Source organism: Lentzea sp. NPDC060358 (genome assembly GCF_042725365.1).
In the GTDB taxonomy this organism is placed as follows: Bacteria; Actinomycetota; Actinomycetes; order Mycobacteriales; family Pseudonocardiaceae; genus Lentzea.
The window spans coordinates 1-15,915 of sequence record NZ_JBHXCW010000044.1 but is presented as its reverse complement, the minus strand read 5'-3'; the positions used below and the strand labels follow the sequence as shown (position 1 = coordinate 15,915).

The 15,915-nt window shown below is 71.6% G+C and carries 18 protein-coding genes; 7 read left to right on the top strand and 11 right to left on the bottom strand.

Annotation, left to right across the window (positions count from 1 at the left end):
• Nucleotides 1-17 precede the first annotated feature (17 nt).
• Nucleotides 18-1,553, top strand: coding sequence for a radical SAM protein (locus ACFWGZ_RS12780; RefSeq protein WP_382451638.1), 1,536 nt, complete (start codon nt 18-20; stop codon nt 1,551-1,553).
• Nucleotides 1,554-1,566: 13 nt separating this feature from the next.
• Nucleotides 1,567-2,124: a hypothetical protein gene (locus ACFWGZ_RS12775; protein WP_382451637.1), complete on the top strand. Its 558-nt coding sequence runs from the start codon at nt 1,567-1,569 to the stop codon at nt 2,122-2,124.
• 72 nt (nt 2,125-2,196) lie between these two features.
• Here ACFWGZ_RS12775 and ACFWGZ_RS12770 read toward each other — a convergent pair whose 3' ends face one another.
• The gene (locus tag ACFWGZ_RS12770) at nt 2,197-3,501 is read right to left on the bottom strand and encodes an MFS transporter (protein ID WP_382451636.1); all 1,305 of its coding nucleotides are present in this window, start codon (nt 3,499-3,501) and stop codon (nt 2,197-2,199) included.
• A gap of 183 nt (nt 3,502-3,684) precedes the next feature.
• Here ACFWGZ_RS12770 and ACFWGZ_RS12765 point away from each other — a divergent pair, with 183 nt between their 5' ends.
• A complete protein-coding gene (locus tag ACFWGZ_RS12765) occupies nt 3,685-4,842 on the top strand; it encodes an ATP-binding protein (protein WP_382451635.1) in 1,158 nt (385 codons plus the stop codon).
• Here ACFWGZ_RS12765 and ACFWGZ_RS12760 read toward each other — a convergent pair.
• Genes ACFWGZ_RS12760 through ACFWGZ_RS12740 form a run of 5 tightly spaced genes read right to left on the bottom strand, consistent with a single transcriptional unit; the run spans nt 4,805 to nt 7,676 of the window.
• Nucleotides 4,805-5,188, bottom strand: coding sequence for a response regulator (locus ACFWGZ_RS12760; protein WP_382451634.1), 384 nt, complete (start codon nt 5,186-5,188; stop codon nt 4,805-4,807). The two genes, ACFWGZ_RS12765 and ACFWGZ_RS12760, sit on opposite strands and share 38 nt — an antisense overlap.
• Nucleotides 5,185-5,886 carry a response regulator transcription factor gene (locus ACFWGZ_RS12755; RefSeq protein ID WP_382451633.1) on the bottom strand — a complete coding sequence of 234 codons (702 nt, stop codon included), beginning with the start codon at nt 5,884-5,886 and terminating at the stop codon, nt 5,185-5,187. Before ACFWGZ_RS12755 ends, ACFWGZ_RS12760 begins: the two co-directional genes overlap by 4 nt.
• 44 nt (nt 5,887-5,930) lie before the next feature.
• Nucleotides 5,931-6,464, bottom strand: a complete 534-nt coding sequence (locus tag ACFWGZ_RS12750) for a signal peptidase I (protein ID WP_382451632.1) — start codon at nt 6,462-6,464, stop codon at nt 5,931-5,933.
• Nucleotides 6,465-6,475: 11 nt separating this feature from the next.
• Nucleotides 6,476-6,994, bottom strand: coding sequence for a hypothetical protein (locus tag ACFWGZ_RS12745; RefSeq protein WP_382451631.1), 519 nt, complete (start codon nt 6,992-6,994; stop codon nt 6,476-6,478).
• A 22-nt stretch (nt 6,995-7,016) separates the two neighbouring features.
• Nucleotides 7,017-7,676, bottom strand: a complete 660-nt coding sequence (locus ACFWGZ_RS12740) for a TasA family protein (protein WP_382451630.1) — start codon at nt 7,674-7,676, stop codon at nt 7,017-7,019.
• Nucleotides 7,677-7,866: 190 nt separating this feature from the next.
• On the opposite strand from ACFWGZ_RS12740, the gene ACFWGZ_RS12735 reads away from it, so the two are divergent.
• The 3 genes from ACFWGZ_RS12735 to ACFWGZ_RS12725 are packed head-to-tail and all read left to right on the top strand — an operon-like array spanning nt 7,867 to nt 9,195.
• Nucleotides 7,867-8,241, top strand: a complete 375-nt coding sequence (locus tag ACFWGZ_RS12735; RefSeq protein ID WP_382451629.1) for a hypothetical protein — start codon at nt 7,867-7,869, stop codon at nt 8,239-8,241.
• Nucleotides 8,234-8,614, top strand: a complete 381-nt coding sequence (locus ACFWGZ_RS12730) for a hypothetical protein (RefSeq protein WP_382451628.1) — start codon at nt 8,234-8,236, stop codon at nt 8,612-8,614. Before ACFWGZ_RS12735 ends, ACFWGZ_RS12730 begins: the two co-directional genes overlap by 8 nt.
• Complete coding sequence (locus ACFWGZ_RS12725) at nt 8,611-9,195, top strand: class I SAM-dependent methyltransferase (protein ID WP_382451627.1); 585 nt, start codon at nt 8,611-8,613, stop codon at nt 9,193-9,195. The genes ACFWGZ_RS12730 and ACFWGZ_RS12725 overlap by 4 nt, the downstream gene beginning before the upstream one ends.
• Here ACFWGZ_RS12725 and ACFWGZ_RS12720 read toward each other — a convergent pair.
• From ACFWGZ_RS12720 to ACFWGZ_RS12700, 5 genes are read right to left on the bottom strand one after another with little or no spacing between them, the layout of a single operon-like run.
• Complete coding sequence (locus ACFWGZ_RS12720; protein WP_382451626.1) at nt 9,182-10,102, bottom strand: arsenic resistance protein; 921 nt, start codon at nt 10,100-10,102, stop codon at nt 9,182-9,184. The two genes, ACFWGZ_RS12725 and ACFWGZ_RS12720, sit on opposite strands and share 14 nt — an antisense overlap.
• Before the next feature lie 42 nt (nt 10,103-10,144).
• Nucleotides 10,145-10,729: a sarcosine oxidase subunit gamma gene (locus ACFWGZ_RS12715; RefSeq protein WP_382451625.1), complete on the bottom strand. Its 585-nt coding sequence runs from the start codon at nt 10,727-10,729 to the stop codon at nt 10,145-10,147.
• Complete coding sequence (locus ACFWGZ_RS12710) at nt 10,719-13,523, bottom strand: 2Fe-2S iron-sulfur cluster-binding protein (RefSeq protein ID WP_382451624.1); 2,805 nt, start codon at nt 13,521-13,523, stop codon at nt 10,719-10,721. Before ACFWGZ_RS12710 ends, ACFWGZ_RS12715 begins: the two co-directional genes overlap by 11 nt.
• On the bottom strand, nt 13,520-13,801 hold the full coding sequence (locus ACFWGZ_RS12705) for a sarcosine oxidase subunit delta (protein ID WP_382451623.1): 282 nt from the start codon (nt 13,799-13,801) through the stop codon (nt 13,520-13,522). The genes ACFWGZ_RS12710 and ACFWGZ_RS12705 overlap by 4 nt, the downstream gene beginning before the upstream one ends.
• A gap of 9 nt (nt 13,802-13,810) precedes the next feature.
• Nucleotides 13,811-15,040, bottom strand: a complete 1,230-nt coding sequence (locus ACFWGZ_RS12700; protein ID WP_382451622.1) for a sarcosine oxidase subunit beta family protein — start codon at nt 15,038-15,040, stop codon at nt 13,811-13,813.
• Nucleotides 15,041-15,108: 68 nt separating this feature from the next.
• Here ACFWGZ_RS12700 and ACFWGZ_RS12695 point away from each other — a divergent pair, with 68 nt between their 5' ends.
• A complete protein-coding gene (locus ACFWGZ_RS12695; RefSeq protein ID WP_382451621.1) occupies nt 15,109-15,762 on the top strand; it encodes a GntR family transcriptional regulator in 654 nt (217 codons plus the stop codon).
• Nucleotides 15,763-15,915 lie beyond the last annotated feature (153 nt).

The following is a 15,915-nucleotide window of genomic DNA, read 5'->3' as shown; positions in this document are numbered from 1 at the left end:
GTAGGAGGCTCCCCTTCATGAAGTCGACCGAGCGCCGTCTCGTTGTGCTGTCCAGTTCGGACATTCCCGATGAGATGGAGCCACTGGTGCACGCCTGCGAGGACTGCGCCTGCCCGGCCAGCGGTGAACGCATTCGGCGCACGTTGCCCGTCCTGGCGGACGAAAGCGTGATCAGGGCGACGAGTACGCTGGAGATCCCCGTCGACGACGAGCACTCCGCCTTGTTCAACCCAGAGGGCAACGGTGGTGTGGTCGTGGTGAACACGACAGGACGAGAACTGCTGGCCCGTTTGACCGAAGCCACGCCGATCGAAGACCTGGTTTCTGCCGGAACGGAACCCGCCGTCGTGGAAGAAGCCCTTCGCACCCTGGTGGCGTTCGACATCGTCCACCCGGCCGGCAGGCCGCCGGCGCCGGAGTTCGGCGACAGCACGGAACTCACCGCCTGGCTGCACGTGACCAACAAGTGCAACTTGCGCTGTCCGTACTGCTACGTCCACAAGTCGGACAGCTCGATGGACGACGACACCGCCCGGAAGTCCGTCGATGCCCTCGTGACGTCAGCATTGCGCAACGGCTTCCGTTCACTGCGGCTGAAGTACGCGGGCGGCGAGGCCAGCCTGAACAGCGATGTCCTTCTCGGACTGCACGAGCACGCCCGAAATCGTTGTGCCGAGGCGGGAATCGGGCTGTCCGCGGTACTGCTCAGCAATGGTGTGGCCATCGCCCCCCGCCTGGCCGCGGACCTGAAGCGACTCGGCATCCGGGTGATGATCTCCCTGGACGGCCTGGGCGCCGCACACGACGCCCAGCGCCCCACCCTCGGCGGCAAGCCCTCGTCAGCACGCGTGATCCGCACGATCGAACGTCTGGTGGCCGAAGGGCTCGCCCCGCACATCTCCATCACCATCACCAGCAGGAATCTGGACGGTGTCCCCGACGTCGTGCGCTTCGCGGTGGAGCGGTCGCTGACCTTCAGCCTCAACTTCTTCCGTGACAACGACTGCTCCACGAGCTTCCAGGACCTCCAGTTCGAGGAACAGGCCATGATCGACGGTCTCACGCGGGCATTCACCGTGGTGGAAGAACGGCTGCCCCGCTGGAGCCTGCTGGGTTCGGTGCTGGACCGGGGCCAACTCCTCAGCCCTCGTCGCCGCTCCTGCGGGGTCGGTGACGACTACGTGGTCGTCGACCAGTACGGCAACCTCGCCCAGTGTCACATGGATCTGTCCAGCACCGTAGGACGCATCGGCGTCGACGATCCGGTCCAGAGCATTCGCCGAGCGCCGGCCGGAATCCGGAACCTCTTGGCGGAGGAGAAGAACGGCTGCCGGGAGTGTTCCTGGCGAAACTGGTGCGCGGGGGGTTGCTCCGTCGCCACGTTCCGCGCGACCGGCCGCTTCGACCTCCGCTCCCCCAACTGCAACATCTACCGGGCCATCTACCCGCAGGCGATCCGGCTCGAAGGTCTCCGCATCCTCCGCTACGCGACCGGTACCGACCCGAGCAAGGCCGTGTCGATCCCCGAAGCCGACGTTCAGACCCGAACATGAAGGATGACAGCCGATGCGCGTCCACCCGAGGGTTCGAGCCTATTTCGTGCGCGATCAAGCGTCGCACGAGGATGTGTCGTCGCACTTGTGGAACGGTGGGATCGATCCGATCGCGTACGTGGACGCGGGCGAGAAATACCGAGCAGCGATCATGGAGCAGTACAAGCTGTACGTCGAGATGGCAGACCGAATCAGTGCTCGCCGCGCACTTGCGAACACGTTCTTCCTCACCTTGAACACAGCGGTGATCGCTTCGTACGTCGCCCTCGCCGGTCGCGGAGATGCGGTGCAACAGCCGCTGCCGCTCATGACACTCCTCCTCGCGTGCGTGCAATGCGTGGTGTGGTACTGGACCCTGCGCTCGTACCGTCAGCTGAGCTCCGCCAAGTTCCGAGTCGTAGGCGCGTTGGAAGAACAGTTGCCCGCGTCGCCGTACTGGCGTGCCGAGTGGACAGCCTTGGGACAGGGCCGGGACAAATCCTTGTACTGGCCACTCAGCAGGCTCGAGCAGTGGGTGCCGCCGGTGTTCGCACTCTTCTATTTGTCCACCCTGCTACTGCTGATCCTGTGAACCACGTGGTCCATCAGTCTCACCGAAGATCGATGCTCCTCCGGGAAATCTCACCGAGGTGTGCCGGCCGGTTCAGCGCCGCGGCCAGCGGGTGTGGTGGTCGTCGATCCGGAACTCGTGCGCGTGCGTCCACCCGCCCCCGGCCGGCACCGCGTCGTGCAGGTGCTCGTGGTGCGGGTCGAGGTCGCGGTGGTCGTGCTCGACGACCTCGGGGTCGTGCGCGGGCCACAGCCGCATCGCGGTGGTCGCGCTGAAGGCCGCGATCGTGCCGAGCACGAGGAACGCCGTGGTCAGGCCTGCGGCCGTCGCCACCCAGCCGGCCAGCGGGTAGCAGACGAGCCAGCAGGCGTGCGACAGCGCGAAGTCCGCGGCGAACAGGGCCGGGCGGTCCGCCGGGTCCGCCGAGCGGCGCAGCAGGCGGGCGCCGGGGGTCAGGGCCAGCGCGCAGCCGGCGCCGATCAGCGCCCACAGCAGCAGCATCAGCTGCCAGTTCCAGGCGAGGGCGCCAGCGAACAGCACCACGACCAGCACTCCCGCCGCGCGCGACACGATCGCGCGATCCGGGTGGCGGTCCAGCAGGCGTGGCAGCGCGAGGGCTGCCAGCAGCGAACCGGCGCCGTTCACGGCCAGGGCGACGGCCACGTCGGCGGCGTCGCGGCCGAGTCCGTCCCGCACGGCGGCGACGGTGTTCACGAAGACCATCGAGCCCGCCGCGGCCGCGGTGAGGTGCACGGCGAGCAGGCCGCGCAGTCTCGGGGTGGCCAGGTAGATGCGGATGCCGTGGGCGTCGTAGCGCCGGCGCGGCACCGATTTCGGCACGGTGGCCGAGACGACGAGCAGGGCGGAGGCGGCGAAGCCGAGCGCCGTGCCCAGGAACAGGTCGTGGAAGCCCACCAGGGTCAGCGCGGCGGCCGCGAGTGCCGGGCTGAGCAGGCCCTCCAGGTCGTAGGCCGTGCGGGACAGCGTGACGGCGCGGGTGTGGTCGCGTTCGTCCGGCAGGACGTCGGGGATGGTCGCCTGGAACAACGGGGTGAACGCCGCCGAGGCCGCCTGCAGGACGAAGACCAGCACGTAGACCTGCCACACCGCACTCACCCACGGCAGCACCGCCGCCACCGCGACCCGCACGAGGTCGAGCGACACCAGCACCGCCCGCCGGGACAACGCGCCGAGCAACGCCGCCGCGATGGGCGCCACGCCCACGTAGGCGACCATCTTGACGGCCAGCGCGGTGCCGAGGACCGCTCCGGCGCCGGGGCCCGCGAGGTCGTGGGCGAGCAGGCCGAGCGCGACGGTGGCCAGGCCCGTTCCGGTCAGCGCGACGACCTGGGCGCCGAACAAACGCCGGTAGGAGGAATTGCGCAGCACCGAAATCACGGCGGCAGCATAAAAGCAGGAACAGGTTTGCGTCGACGCTGCAACAGCCATTTCGTGGCAACAACAAATCGCGCTCGATTGCACGTTCTGCTCAGGTAGTCGAAGGCCGCGCGCCGGGTCCCCGTGTCCCCCGATGGTGTCAAGAAGATGCGTGCCCGCCCCCGGAGTGCTGATACTCGGACCGTGATCAGCGACGCGTGGGACGCCGAGATCAGCAGGGTCGCAGCGGTGCGCGGAACCGGTGTGCTGGACACTCCCCCCGAGGAGCGGTTCGACCGGATCACCCGCAACGCGCGCCGGCTGCTGCGCGCGCCGATGGCCCTGGTGTCGATCGTCGACCTCGACCGGCAGTGGTTCAAGTCGTGCGACGGGCTCGACGCGGAGCAGACGCCGCGCAGTGTGTCGTTCTGCTCGCACGCCATCGAGAAGCCGGACGTCATGGAGGTGCCGGACGCGCTCGAAGACCCGCGGTTCGCCGCCAACCCGATGGTGCTGGGGCCGCCGCACGTGCGCTTCTACGCGGGAAAGCCGATCGCCGCGGCGTCCGGGCACCTCATCGGCACCCTGTGCGTGCTCGACGAACGGCCGCGCCGGCTGACCCCGGAGGAGCGGGTGCTGCTGAGCGACCTGGCGGCGTGGGTCGAACTGGAGTGCCAGGCGGGTGCCAACGGCGATCTGGTCGCGATCGCGAGCCACGAGCTCAGGACGCCGCTGACGTCGGTCCACGGGTCGCTGGAACTGCTGGCGTCGGGCCGGTTCGGGTCCTTGCCGGCGCAGGCGGAGCGGCTCGTCGAGATCGCCGCGCGCAACACCGACCGCCTGGTGCGGCTGACGAACGACCTGATGGACCTCACGCTCAGCCGCCGCGGCACGCTGCCGCTGCGGTTCGCGGAGGTCGGCCTCGGCGCGGTGGTGGAGCACGCGATCTGCTCGGTCGCGGAGACGGCGCGCCGGGCCGGGATCCGGCTCACCGAGCGCGGGCCGGACGTGCAGGTGCGCGGTGACTCGGACCGGCTGGTGCAGGTGCTCACGAACCTGCTCGCGAACGCGGTGAAGGCGTCCGGTCAGGACACCACGATCGAGGTGGTGCGCGAGGCCTGCCCGCTGACGGCGCGCGTGCACGTGCGGGACGAGGGTCCCGGCATCGCCCAGGACCAGGTCGACCGCATCTTCCAACCGTTCGTGCGCCTGGAGTCGGGTGGTGTGCGGGGTGCCGGGCTCGGGCTGGCCATCACCCGCGGGATCGTGACCGCGCACGGCGGCACGGTCGCCGTCACGGACACCTCGCCCGCGGGCACGACCTTCACGCTCGAACTGCCGCGGGCGGCGCCCCGGGGTTGACCAGCAGCTCCTCGACCTGGTCGGCCAGGCGCGCGGGGTCGAACGGCTTCGCCAGCACGGACCCCAGCGGGAGCAGGTCCGTGATGTCCACCGTGGCGGTGAGGAACACGACCTCGACGGTCGCGGTGACGGGGTCGGCCCGCAACGCCCGCGCGGTCTCCCGGCCGTCCATGCCGGGCATGTCGACGTCCAGCAGCACGGCGTCGACGACCCCGTCCGCGCACAGCCGCAGCGCCTGCGCCCCGGACTCCACGCAGACGACGTCCCAGCCCGTGACGAGCAGCGACAACGCCACCAGCTCGCGGATGTCCGGCTCGTCGTCGACGACGAGCACCCGGCGGGTCACAGGTTCTTCCAGTTCAGCCGGTACCCGACGCCGCGGACGGTGCTGATCAGGCCGGGGGCGCCCGCGGTGGCGAGCTTGCGGCGCAGGTTCGACAGGTGGACGTCGACGGCGTGGTCGTCGGCGAGCCACGACTCTCCCCACGCCCGCGTGCGCAGCTGGTCTCGGGTGCGGATCTGCCGCGGGTTCTCGCTGATGGCGGCGAGGAGCTCGAACTCGATGCGGGTGACCGGCACGGGTTCGCCGCGCACCGTCACCTCGCGGGTGTCGAGGTCGACCTCGACGGGTCCGAGCGTGCGGCGCTGGTGCGGCACCTCGGGCGCCGCCGGGCCGCCGCGCGGGCGCCGGAGCATCACCTGCACCCGCGCGATCAGCTCGCGCGGGGAGAAGGGCTTGGTCATGTAGTCGTCGGCGCCGCTGGTGAGGCCGACCAGCTTGTCGACCTCGTCGGCGCGGCCGGTCAGCATGACGACGTAGGCCGTGGTGAACTCGCGCAGCCGCCGGCAGACCTCGAAGCCGTCGAGGTCGGGGAGGTTGAGGTCGAGCACGACGACGTCCGGCACCCACTGCCGGGCGGCGCCCAGGCCCTCCTCCCCGGTGGCGGCGACGCGGACGTCGAACCGGGCGTCGGTGAGCGCCAGCTCGACGACGTAGCTGATCTCCGGGGTGTCCTCGACGACGAGGATCTTGGCGTTGGGCATCGGGTCCATTGTGGATCGGTCCACCCGGACCGGCAGCGCGGCCGTCACCGGGCGTCCCGGTAGAACAGCCGCTTGGCGCCGACCAGCACCAGGCCGCCGATCACCACGATGAGCGCGATCCGCACGCCGGTGTCGCGGCCGAGCAGCGCGATCCGGCCCACGACCGGCACGTTCGCGACGGCCACCGGCACGGTGGGTGAGGTGATGCGCAACGCCTGGGGGTCCGCCGACTCGTTCGCGTCGCCCTTCGTCCGCACCACAGGTTCACCTGATCGTGTTTGCAGGTCGATGACGCGGTGGGCGTACCGCTGCCCCGCCACGTCGGGGCGGGGCAGCACCACGACGTCGCCGACCCGGAGCTCGGACACCGGCACGGCGCGGGTGACGAGCAGGTCGCCCGGCGCGAACTCCGGCTCCATGCTCGGCGAGAGCACCGGCGAGAACCCGATCCTGGCCAGCACGACCACCACCGCACCCGCGATCGCGGTGAGGGCGAGCACGGCGAGCAGCACACCGGACACGACCTGGCGCGCGGACCGCTGGGCCGCGGCGGGCTTCTCGTTCGTGGTCAGCGTCATGGGGTTTCCGTTCACGGGGTGCGGGCTTGAGAGCGGGAGACGGACACGGAGAGCGAGACCGTGCCGCTGAGGAGCGTGGGCGGCAGGGTGAGCCGCACGGAGACGGCGGCCCCGACCGCGATCGGCAGCGCCGTCGCGCCGGACAACGTCGTCTGGGTCCCGGTGCAGGTGTTCGTGGCCTGCTGCCAGGTGCCGTTCACGCACGCGGTGGCGGCCGGGGTCCCGAGCACGAGCCCGGAGGTCGACAGCGCGTAGGTCTGGGCGGTCAGCGGCAGCGTGCCGGTGTTGCGGACGCTGCCGTAGAGGTAGCTCGTGTTGAGGTTGGAGTACGTGGCGCCCCAGGCGCTTCCGGTCAGGACCGTCCCGTCCGAACGGACGAGGGTGGCGGCCCACTTCGCCGACACCACCTGGGTGTCCGCGACGGCGTCGGCGTCGGCGACGGCGTGCGCGGTCCCGGTCAGGGCGCAGGCCGCGAGGACGACACCGAGCACCACACCCGGTCGAACGGGGAGCCGAGTCGAGGTCGTCATCGCGGTTCTACGTCCCTGCCGGTCAGGAGTTGGTGGTGGTCGCGGTGCGCTGGGTCTCGCCGAAGGTGTAGGTGAGCGACGCCGTCTGGCCCTGGACGGTGCCGGCGGGCAGCGCGCCGTTCACCGTGGTCTCGTTCTGGTCGGGCAGCTGCACCGACACCTGCAGGCGGGTCACGCCGCCGGCCGAGAGGCTGCCCGGCACGAGCGAGACCGCGTTGCCCAGCCCGGACAGCGGGGTGGCGGAGAGGACGCTGCTCGCGGTGCCGCCGGTGCAGACGCCGGAGGTGGGGTTCCAGGTGCCGCCGGTGCACTGGGAGACCGAGACCCGCAGGGCCTTGGAGGTGGCGCCGTCGGTGATGAGCACGGACGACCCGGTCGCCGCGACCTGGAGGGTCAGGGCCTGGCCGTCGAGCGAGCCGCCGTTGGTCAGGTCGACGTAGCGGTTGACGACGTCGCCGGGGGCCATGTTGGCGATGTTCTGCGAGAAGCCGATGCCGTTGTTGGCCATCGTCAGCTTCAGCGTGCCGGAGCTCACCTGCTCGGGCGTCGTGTTGGTCGCCGTGGCGGACAACGTCGCCCACACGCCGGTGCCCATCGCCACGAGCGTCGCGGTCCCGACGGCGGCGAAGGCGAGCGGACGCCAGGCGGAACGGCGGCGGCGGTCGGCGTTGTGCTTGGTCATCTGCGTTGCTCCCGGTCTCGGCGGCCACTCCGTTGCGGTGGCGATGGAACAAGAATGCGGGGCCTTCCTCAGCGCTCCCTCCACGTTTCCTCTGCTCGACCTCAAGATTGGGCGGCGGGTCCGCGGAGGTGGCCGGGACCGGGCGTGTGACACCATCGGGGAGTAGACCGCTTCCCGGGAAACGAGCCTGATGATCGACGTCTTGCCCGCGGTGCTGACCGCCCTCGCGCTGGCCGGTGCCGTCTGGTCGGTGGTGCTGGTCGTGCTGAACCAGCCGCTGCTGCCGTTCACGACGGCCAAGCGCGGCCTGCTGCTCCTGCTCGCGGTCCTCGAGACCGGCCTGTTCGTCCAGGCCGTCGTCGGGCTGGGGCAGATCACGTCCCGGGAGATCGACCGGCTGTCGTTCGCCGGGTACCTGATCGGGGCGGCGGTGATCGTCCCGGTCGCGGTCGTGTGGGCCGCGGGCGAGCGCTCCCGGTGGAGCGGCGGCGTGCTGGCCCTCGGGTGCGCGAGCATCCCGGTGATGGTCCTGCGCCTCGGCCAGATCTGGGCCGCTCATGCCTGAGGCGTCGATCCGGCAGGGCCCCGGCCGGATGCTGATCACCGTCTACGGCATCTTCGCGCTCGCGGCGACCTCGCGCTCGGCCGTGCAGCTGGTGACGCGCTTCGACCGGGCACCGGTGGCGTACCTGCTGTCGGCGTTCGCGGCGGTCGTGTACGTGATCGCGACGGTCACGCTCGCGCGGGAGGCGCGCCGGGTGGCGTTCGCCGCGTGCGCGGTGGAGCTCGCCGGGGTGGTGTCGGTCGGGCTGGTCAGCCTCGTGGTGCCGGAGGCGTTCCCGGACGCGACGGTGTGGTCGAGTTTCGGGATCGGGTACGGGTTCATCCCGCTCGTGCTGCCCGTGCTGGGGTTGTGGTGGTTGAAGAGGACGGCGTGACCGCGGGGTTCTGGGACGCGCGGGCGGAGGGGTTCGACGACGAGCCGGACCACGGGCTGCGGGACGGCCGGGTGCGCGACGCGTGGGCCGCGGTGCTCCTGCCTCTGCCGCCGAAGCCCGGTTCGGCGGTCGCCGACCTCGGGTGCGGGACCGGCAGCCTCGCCGTCCTGCTCGCCGCGGCCGGGCACGAGGTCAGCGGGCTGGACTTCGCGCCGCGGATGGTCGAGGCCGCCGCGGCCAAGGCGAGTGCCGCCGGGGTGCGCGTCGCCCTCACGACGGGCGACGCCGCCAGCCCTCCGTACGCGGAGGCATCGTTCGACGTCGTGCTGGCGCGGCACGTGCTGTGGGCGCTGCCCGATCCCGCGGCGGCGGTCGGGCGGTGGGTGCGGCTGCTGCGGCCGGACGGTGTGCTGGTGCTCGTCGAGGGCCGCTGGTCGACCGGTTCGGGCCTCACGGCGGACGAGACACGCGACCTGGTGCTGCGCGTGCGCGACGAGGCCGTGGTCACCAGCCTCGACGACGAGGCCCTGTGGGGGCGCCCGATCGACGACGAGCGGTACCTCGTCCTCAGCCGCCGCTAGCCACCAGCCGCGGCACGACCCGCACGTACGCCACCATCCCCACCACCTCGACCAGCGTCTGCGCCACGACGACCGCGGCGGCGTCACCGGGCAGGGCCAGCGCGAGCGGCAGCACGACGAGCGAGTTGCGGGTGGCGCCGGTGAACACGAGCGCGCGGCTGCCGGGCACGTCCAGCCGGAACGCCTTCGCGACGCCCAGCCCGAGGAACGGCATGACCAGCAGGAAGGCGACGTAGAACGGCACCGCGCCGGCGACGCGGGCCAGGTCGTCGACCTTCGGGAGCTGGGACGCCACCACCGCGAACAGCGTCACGGCCATCAGCGGCACCATCGTCGTCCCGGCGGTGGCGGCGACCCGGCGGGAGCGCTGCGTGAGCCACGCCAGGGCGAGCGGGATCGCGATGAGCACCACGAACGCCTCGGCGAACGGTCTCGGGTCCGCCAGGTCCACGTCCGCGAACAGCAGCAGGTAGGCGGGCAGCAGGAGCATCTGCGCGAGGAGCAGCACCGGTGTCGCGGCGAGCAGGCGGCGGGTGTCGCCGCCCGCCAGGCCGCTGAACACGATCACGTAGTCGACGCACGGGGTGAGCAGCACCAGCAGGACGCCCAGCCGCACGGCCTGGTCGGCGGGCAGGAACGCGAGCATCGCCGCCACCACGAGCGGCACCACCGCGAAGTTCAGCACCAGCGCGGCCGCGAGGAACCTGCCCGCGCGCAGGGCGCGGCCCAGTTCGGCCACCGGGACCTGGAGGAACGTCACGTAGAGCAGGACCGCGAGCACCGGGGTGATGGCGTGTTCCAGCCATGCCCCCGCCGGTGCCGCCCGGCCGGCGACGGCACCGGCCGCCAGGGCGCCGAGGTACACGGCGACCTGGTGGCGTTCCACCCCTTCGGCGAACCCGGGCACCCGGCCCCCTCCTGATCGAGTCGACCAGGACGATAGCCGGGGTCAGCCTCCGGCGTACTCGGTGCACGCGTCGGCGAGCCAGGCGGCGAGGTAGCCGGCGAACGACGACCGCACGAGCAGGGTCACGCGGTCCTCGCCGCTCACCTGCAGGACGACACCGGTCCTCGCGAGGAGTGTCTGCACGCAAGTGCCGGGGGGAGCCGAAGACGGGTGCAGGTCCACGGAACATCCGTGGGCCAGCACGTCCCGGACGCGCGGCCCCTCCAGGGCCACCGACGTGCGTTGAGCCGAAGTGTCCACAACGGACCCCCGGGCGGAGCCGAGCGCGCCACGCACCACCTCCTCGATCGCCACCTGCGTGCCGGGCGGAGCCACCACCAGGAACTCGTCCGGTCCGAGCCAGAGCACCTCGATCTCACCCCAGGGCCCCGCACCGGTGGTGAACGTGCACGGGACGAGGGGGAACCGGGCACCGAGCGCCGATCCCACCGCCTCGACGGCCTCGGGGTCGGGCACCCGGACCGTGAGCTGGGCGCGGAAGGGCCGTTCCGCCACGGACAACGCGGGTGCGAGAGCCGCGAGCCGGTCGGCCCAGGCGGCCAGCGGACTGGTCGGGTCAGCCGTCACGGCGGGCACCTTCCTGGTCGTACAGCACGGACTCGGTGACGGTGACCGGCACGAGCGCGTCGTCGACCGGCACGTAGAGGGTCTCGCCGATGCGCGCGCGCCCCGACCGCACGAGGGCCAGCGCGAAGGTGCGGCCGAGCGCGGCGCTGGGGTAGCTCGACGTGACGTGGCCGAGCATCCGCACCGGGGGTTCGGGCAGCCGGTCGGTCTCGACGATCTGCGAGCCCTCCGGCAGGAGCACCGACGGGTCCTCGGGCAGCAGTCCGACCAGCTGCTTGCGGTCGGCGCGGTTGTTCTCGATGCGGGCGAACGAGCGCTTGCCGATGAAGTCGGGCTTCTTCTTCGACACGGCCCACGACATCCCGAGGTCCTGCGGCGTGACGGTCGCGTCGGTCTCCTGCCCGATGATCGGGTAGCCCTTCTCGGCGCGGAGGACGTGCATGGTCTCGGTGCCGTACGGCGTGATCCCGTGCTCCTGCCCCGCCGCCATCAGCGCCTCCCAGACGGCGATGCCGTGCCAGGCGGTCACGTTGATCTCGTAGGCCAGCTCGCCGGAGAAGCTGATCCGGCAGACCCGCGCGGGCACCCCGGCGACCTCGGCGTCGCGCCACGTCATGAACTCGAACGCCTCGTTGCGGACGTCCAGTCCCGGTGCCACCGCCGCGAGCACGTCGCGCGACCGCGGGCCCACCAGCGGGATCGTGGCCCAGTGCTCGGTGACCGACGTGCAGTGCACGTCGAGGTGCGGCCACTCCGTCTGCAGCCACTCCTCCATCCAGTCGAGGACCTTCGCGGCGTTGCCGGTGGTCGTGGTGACGAGGTAGCGCTCCTCACCGACGCGGATCACCGTGCCGTCGTCGATCACCATCCCGTCCACGCCGCACATCACGCCGTAGCGGATCCGGCCGACCTTCAGCGTGCTCATCGTGTTCGTGTAAAGCAGGTCCAGGAACTTCGCGGCGTCGCGGCCCTGCACGTCGATCTTGCCGAGCGTCGAGCCGTCCATCACCCCGACGCCCTCGCGCGCGGCCCGGCACTCCCGCAGCACGGCGGCCCGCAGGTCCTCGCCCGGCTCCGGGTAGTACCAGGGCCGCTTCCACTGGCCGACGTCCTCGAACACCGCGCCGTGCGCGACGTGCCACGGGTGGATCGCCGTGACGCGGACCGGGTCGTGCAGCTCGCCCCGGTTGCGTCCGGCCAGCGCGGCGAACGACACCGGCGTGTAGGGCGGGCGGAACGTGGTGGGCTTCTGCTCGCCCAACTCGACGCCCAGCGCCTCCGCGACGATGCCCGCCGCGATCATGCCGGAGGTCTTGCCCTGGTCGTGGGCGGTGCCGATGGTCGTGTAGCGCTTGACGTGCTCCAGCGACCGCAGGCCCGCACCCGTCGCCCGCAGCACGTCCGCGACCGTCGCGTCCCGTTGCAGGTCCACGAAGCTGGTGTCGTCGGACCCGGGCACGCGCCACAGCACCAGGCCGGACCGGGCCGTGCAGCGCGAGTCCGAGACGGGCAGCGGGACCTGGCCGCCGGAGGAGAACCCCGCCGCGGCGGCGGCCTCCCGTCCCTGCCGGGCGCACCCGCCGAGGTCGAGCTCGCCGGTGGCCGCCCCCGCGACCCGGACGGCCGGGAGCTGCTCGCCCGGCACGAAAGCGCCGAGCCCGGCGTCGTAGCGCAGGGTTCCGCGGGCCTGGCTGAAGAGGCTGACGACCGGGTTCCAGCCACCGGACACCAGCAGCGCGTCGCAGGCGATCGTCTCCTCGCCGACGCGCACCGCCGAGATGCGCACGGTGCCCTCGGTCCCGGTGACGACCGCTCCGGCGCGGACCTCGATCCCCCGCGCCGCGCACTCGGTGGCGAGCCGCGCGGGCACCTCCGGACGCGCGTCCACGACCAGTGCGATGTCCACACCGGACTCGGCGAGATCGAGCGCCGCGCAGTACGCGCTGTCGTTGGTGGTGAACACGACCGCGCGCGAGCCGGGCAGCACCCCGTACCGGTGCAGGAAGGTGCGGGCGGCCGAGGCGAGCAGGATGCCGGGCCGGTCGTTGTCCGGGAACACCACCGGTCGTTCGTGGGCGCCGGTCGCCAGCACCGTCTGCCGGGTGCGGATCCGCCAGACCCGGTGCCTCGCGGCGGAAGCGGGTGCGGCGAACCCGAGGTGGTCGGTGCGCTTCTGCAACGCCAGCACGAAGCCGTCCTGGTACATGCCGAACGCCGTGGTCCGCTCCAGCACCAGCACACCGGGGGTCGACCTCAGCTCGGCGACGACGTCCGCGACCCACTCGGCGGCCGGCCGTTCGTCCAGGTACTCGTCCACGCCGAGCAGCGCGCCCCCGGCCTGGTTCTGCTCGTCGACGAGCACGACGCGGGCACCGCTGCGCGCGGCCGTCACCGCGGCCATGAGACCGGCGGGGCCGGCGCCGACGACCAGGAGGTCGCAGTGCTCGTGCTTGGCGTCGTAGCGGGCGGGGTCCGGCTCGGCGGCCAGCCTCCCCTGGCCCGCGAGTCCGCGCGCGACCAGTCCGTCGTGGAGCTCGACGGTCGTGGCGAGCAGCATCGGCTCGGAGAAGGGCGCCTCGACCTGCACCAGCGAGGTGGGGTCCTCCGACCCCGCCGCGACGATCCCGCGCGGCCGCCTGAGCTTCACGCTGCTGCCGATCTCGTGCACCCCGGCGGCCAGCAGCGCCGACGCGAGCGTGTCACCGGGGTGCCCGGTGTACTCGGTGCCGTTGAAGGTGAAACGCAGCAGGGTGTTCCGGTCGATCGCGCCACCGGTGGGCGTGCGGAACGTCATGCGGTCACCTCGGGCATCGGCTCACCGGCGCGGTAGACGGCGAGCAGGTCGTGGGTGCGGGTGTCGCGGACGGCGTTGAACCACCGCCGGCACCCGGCGCTGTGGCTCCAGCGCTCGGCGAACGGCCCGCTGGGGTTCTCCCGGAAGAACACGTACCGCGCCCACTCCTCGTCGGTGAGCGCCGACGGGTCCGCGGGGTAGGCGACGTGGGCCTGCCCGCCGTAGTGGAACTCGGTCTCCTCGCGCGGGCCGCACCACGGGCACGGGATGAGTTGCATCGTCAGCTCCTAGTGGGCCACGGCGGCGGCGCCGTGCTCGTCGACGAGGGCGCCGGTGGTGAAGCGCTCGAGGGTGAACGGCTCCGCGAACGGGTGCGGCTTGTCGTGCGCGACGGTGTGCGCGAAGCAGTCGCCGACACCGGGCGTGGCCTTGAACCCGCCGGTCCCCCACCCGCAGTTGAGGTACAGCCCGCCCACGGGCGTCAGCCCGACGATCGGCGACGCGTCCGGGCTGACGTCGACGATGCCCGCCCAGGTCCGCAGCAGGTGCGCCCGCGCGAACACGGGGAACAGCTCCAGTGCCGCCGCCATCTGCTGCTCGATGACGTGGAACGACCCGCGCTGCCCGTACCCGTTGTAGCTGTCGACCCCGGCGCCCATGACGAGCTCTCCCTTGTGCGCCTGGGAGACGTACACGTGCACCGCGTTCGACATCACCACGGTCGGGTGCACGGGCTCCAGCAGCTCGGACACCAGGGCTTGCAACGGGTGCGAGGCGAGCGGCAGCCGCAGCCCGACCATCTCCGCCAGCACGGAACTGTGCCCGGCCGCGCACAGCGCGACCTTCCCGGCGGCGATCCGCCCCCGCGAAGTCCGCACGGCCGCGATCCGCCCGCCGGCCGTCTCCAGCCCGGTGACCTCGCAGTTCTGGATGAGGTCGACCCCCATCGCGTGCGCGGCCCGCGCATACCCCCACGCCACGTAGTCGTGCTTGGCGATGCCGGCCCGGGGCTGGTAGGTCGCCCCCAGCACCGGGTACCGCACGTCCGGCGAGGTGTTGACGATCGGGCAGATCTCCCGGACCCCGTCGGCGTCGACCCACTCGGCGTCGATCCCGTTGAGCCGGTTGGCGTTCACCCGCCGCACGCCGTCGCGCACGTCCTGGAGGCTGTGCGCGAGGTTGAGCACCCCGCGCTGGTCGAACAGGATCGGGTACCCGAGGTCCTCCTCCAGCCCCTCCCACAGCTTCAGCGAGTGCTCGTAGATCCCCGAACTCTCGTCCCAGAGGTAGTTGGACCGGATGATCGTGGTGTTGCGAGCCATGTTCCCGCCCGCGAGCCACCCCTTCTCGAGCACCGCGACGTTCGTGATCCCGTGCACCTTCGCGAGGTAGTAGGCGGTGGCGAGCCCGTGCCCCCCGCCCCCGACCACCACGACGTCGTAGGACGCCTTCGGCTCGGGGTCGTCCCAGAGGAAATCCGGGTGCTCGGGCAGATGTGCTCCGGGCGGGCTGGTCATGAGCGGCGCCTCCAGCGACTTCCCTGGTCGACTACTGGTATATCAGTCTGTGCCGTACAGTAGGACACATGAACGAACGGGTCAACGACGAGCCCGCCTCCCTCACCGAACGGGCCTACGCGGTCCTGCGCGACCGCCTGGTGATGCTGGAGATCAGGCCGGGCGAGCCCATCAACGAGGACCGCCTGCGCACGGAACTGGGCGTGGGCCGCACCCCGATCCGCGAGGCCCTGAAACGCCTGGAACAAGAACGCCTGGTCGTCGCCTACCCGCGCCGGGGCACGTTCGCCACGGACGTGAACATCGCGGACCTCTCCCACATCTCGGAGGTCCGCCGCACCCTGGAACCCCTGGCAGCGGCAGCAGCAGCCGACCGCGCCACCCCCGCAGACCGCGAAGCCCTGACCGACCTGCGCTCCCAGCTGGAAACGGCCACCCGCCCGGGCGACAACACCGACCTGCTCCGCGACGACGTGGGAGTGCACCGCGCGATCTACAGCTGCGTGCACAACCCGTTCCTGCAGGACACGCTCATCTCCTACGACAACCTGGCGACGCGCATCTGGTGCGTGTTCCTGCCACGGCTGCAGGGAATGGCGGGCCACGTGGACGAACACGTGCCCCTGCTGACGGCGATCGTCGAGGGAGACCAGAAGAAGGCGTCAGAGCTGGCAGCACAACACGTGATCGGCTTCGAGCGAGCGATCAGGGCCTTGATCTGACGCGAGCCAGGCAGAGCAAGCGAAGGCGAAGCCGAGCAGTCTTGGCTTTGGCTTTGGCTTTGGCTTGTGCTTTTACCGAGCGCGCCCGGTGGGGTGGTCCCGTCACGAGCAGTGCTGATGCATCCGGCCGCGCCCGAGGGGTCAGGTCAAGTC

Excerpts from the sequence above, each read along its gene's own strand:
- ACFWGZ_RS12780 (WP_382451638.1), top strand. The coding sequence starts at position 18 with ATGAAGTCGACCGAGCGCCGTCTCGTTGTGCTGTCCAGTTCGGACATT.
- ACFWGZ_RS12775 (WP_382451637.1), top strand. The coding sequence starts at position 1,567 with ATGCGCGTCCACCCGAGGGTTCGAGCCTATTTCGTGCGCGATCAAGCG.
- ACFWGZ_RS12755 (WP_382451633.1), bottom strand. The coding sequence starts at position 5,886 with ATGCCCAACGCCAAGATCCTCGTCGTCGAGGACACCCCGGAGATCAGC.
- ACFWGZ_RS12750 (WP_382451632.1), bottom strand. The coding sequence starts at position 6,464 with ATGACGCTGACCACGAACGAGAAGCCCGCCGCGGCCCAGCGGTCCGCG.
- ACFWGZ_RS12745 (WP_382451631.1), bottom strand. The coding sequence starts at position 6,994 with ATGACGACCTCGACTCGGCTCCCCGTTCGACCGGGTGTGGTGCTCGGT.
- ACFWGZ_RS12740 (WP_382451630.1), bottom strand. The coding sequence starts at position 7,676 with ATGACCAAGCACAACGCCGACCGCCGCCGCCGTTCCGCCTGGCGTCCG.
- ACFWGZ_RS12735 (WP_382451629.1), top strand. The coding sequence starts at position 7,867 with ATGATCGACGTCTTGCCCGCGGTGCTGACCGCCCTCGCGCTGGCCGGT.
- ACFWGZ_RS12730 (WP_382451628.1), top strand. The coding sequence starts at position 8,234 with ATGCCTGAGGCGTCGATCCGGCAGGGCCCCGGCCGGATGCTGATCACC.
- ACFWGZ_RS12710 (WP_382451624.1), bottom strand. The coding sequence starts at position 13,523 with ATGACGTTCCGCACGCCCACCGGTGGCGCGATCGACCGGAACACCCTG.
- ACFWGZ_RS12705 (WP_382451623.1), bottom strand. The coding sequence starts at position 13,801 with ATGCAACTCATCCCGTGCCCGTGGTGCGGCCCGCGCGAGGAGACCGAG.
- ACFWGZ_RS12700 (WP_382451622.1), bottom strand. The coding sequence starts at position 15,040 with ATGACCAGCCCGCCCGGAGCACATCTGCCCGAGCACCCGGATTTCCTC.
- ACFWGZ_RS12695 (WP_382451621.1), top strand. The coding sequence starts at position 15,109 with ATGAACGAACGGGTCAACGACGAGCCCGCCTCCCTCACCGAACGGGCC.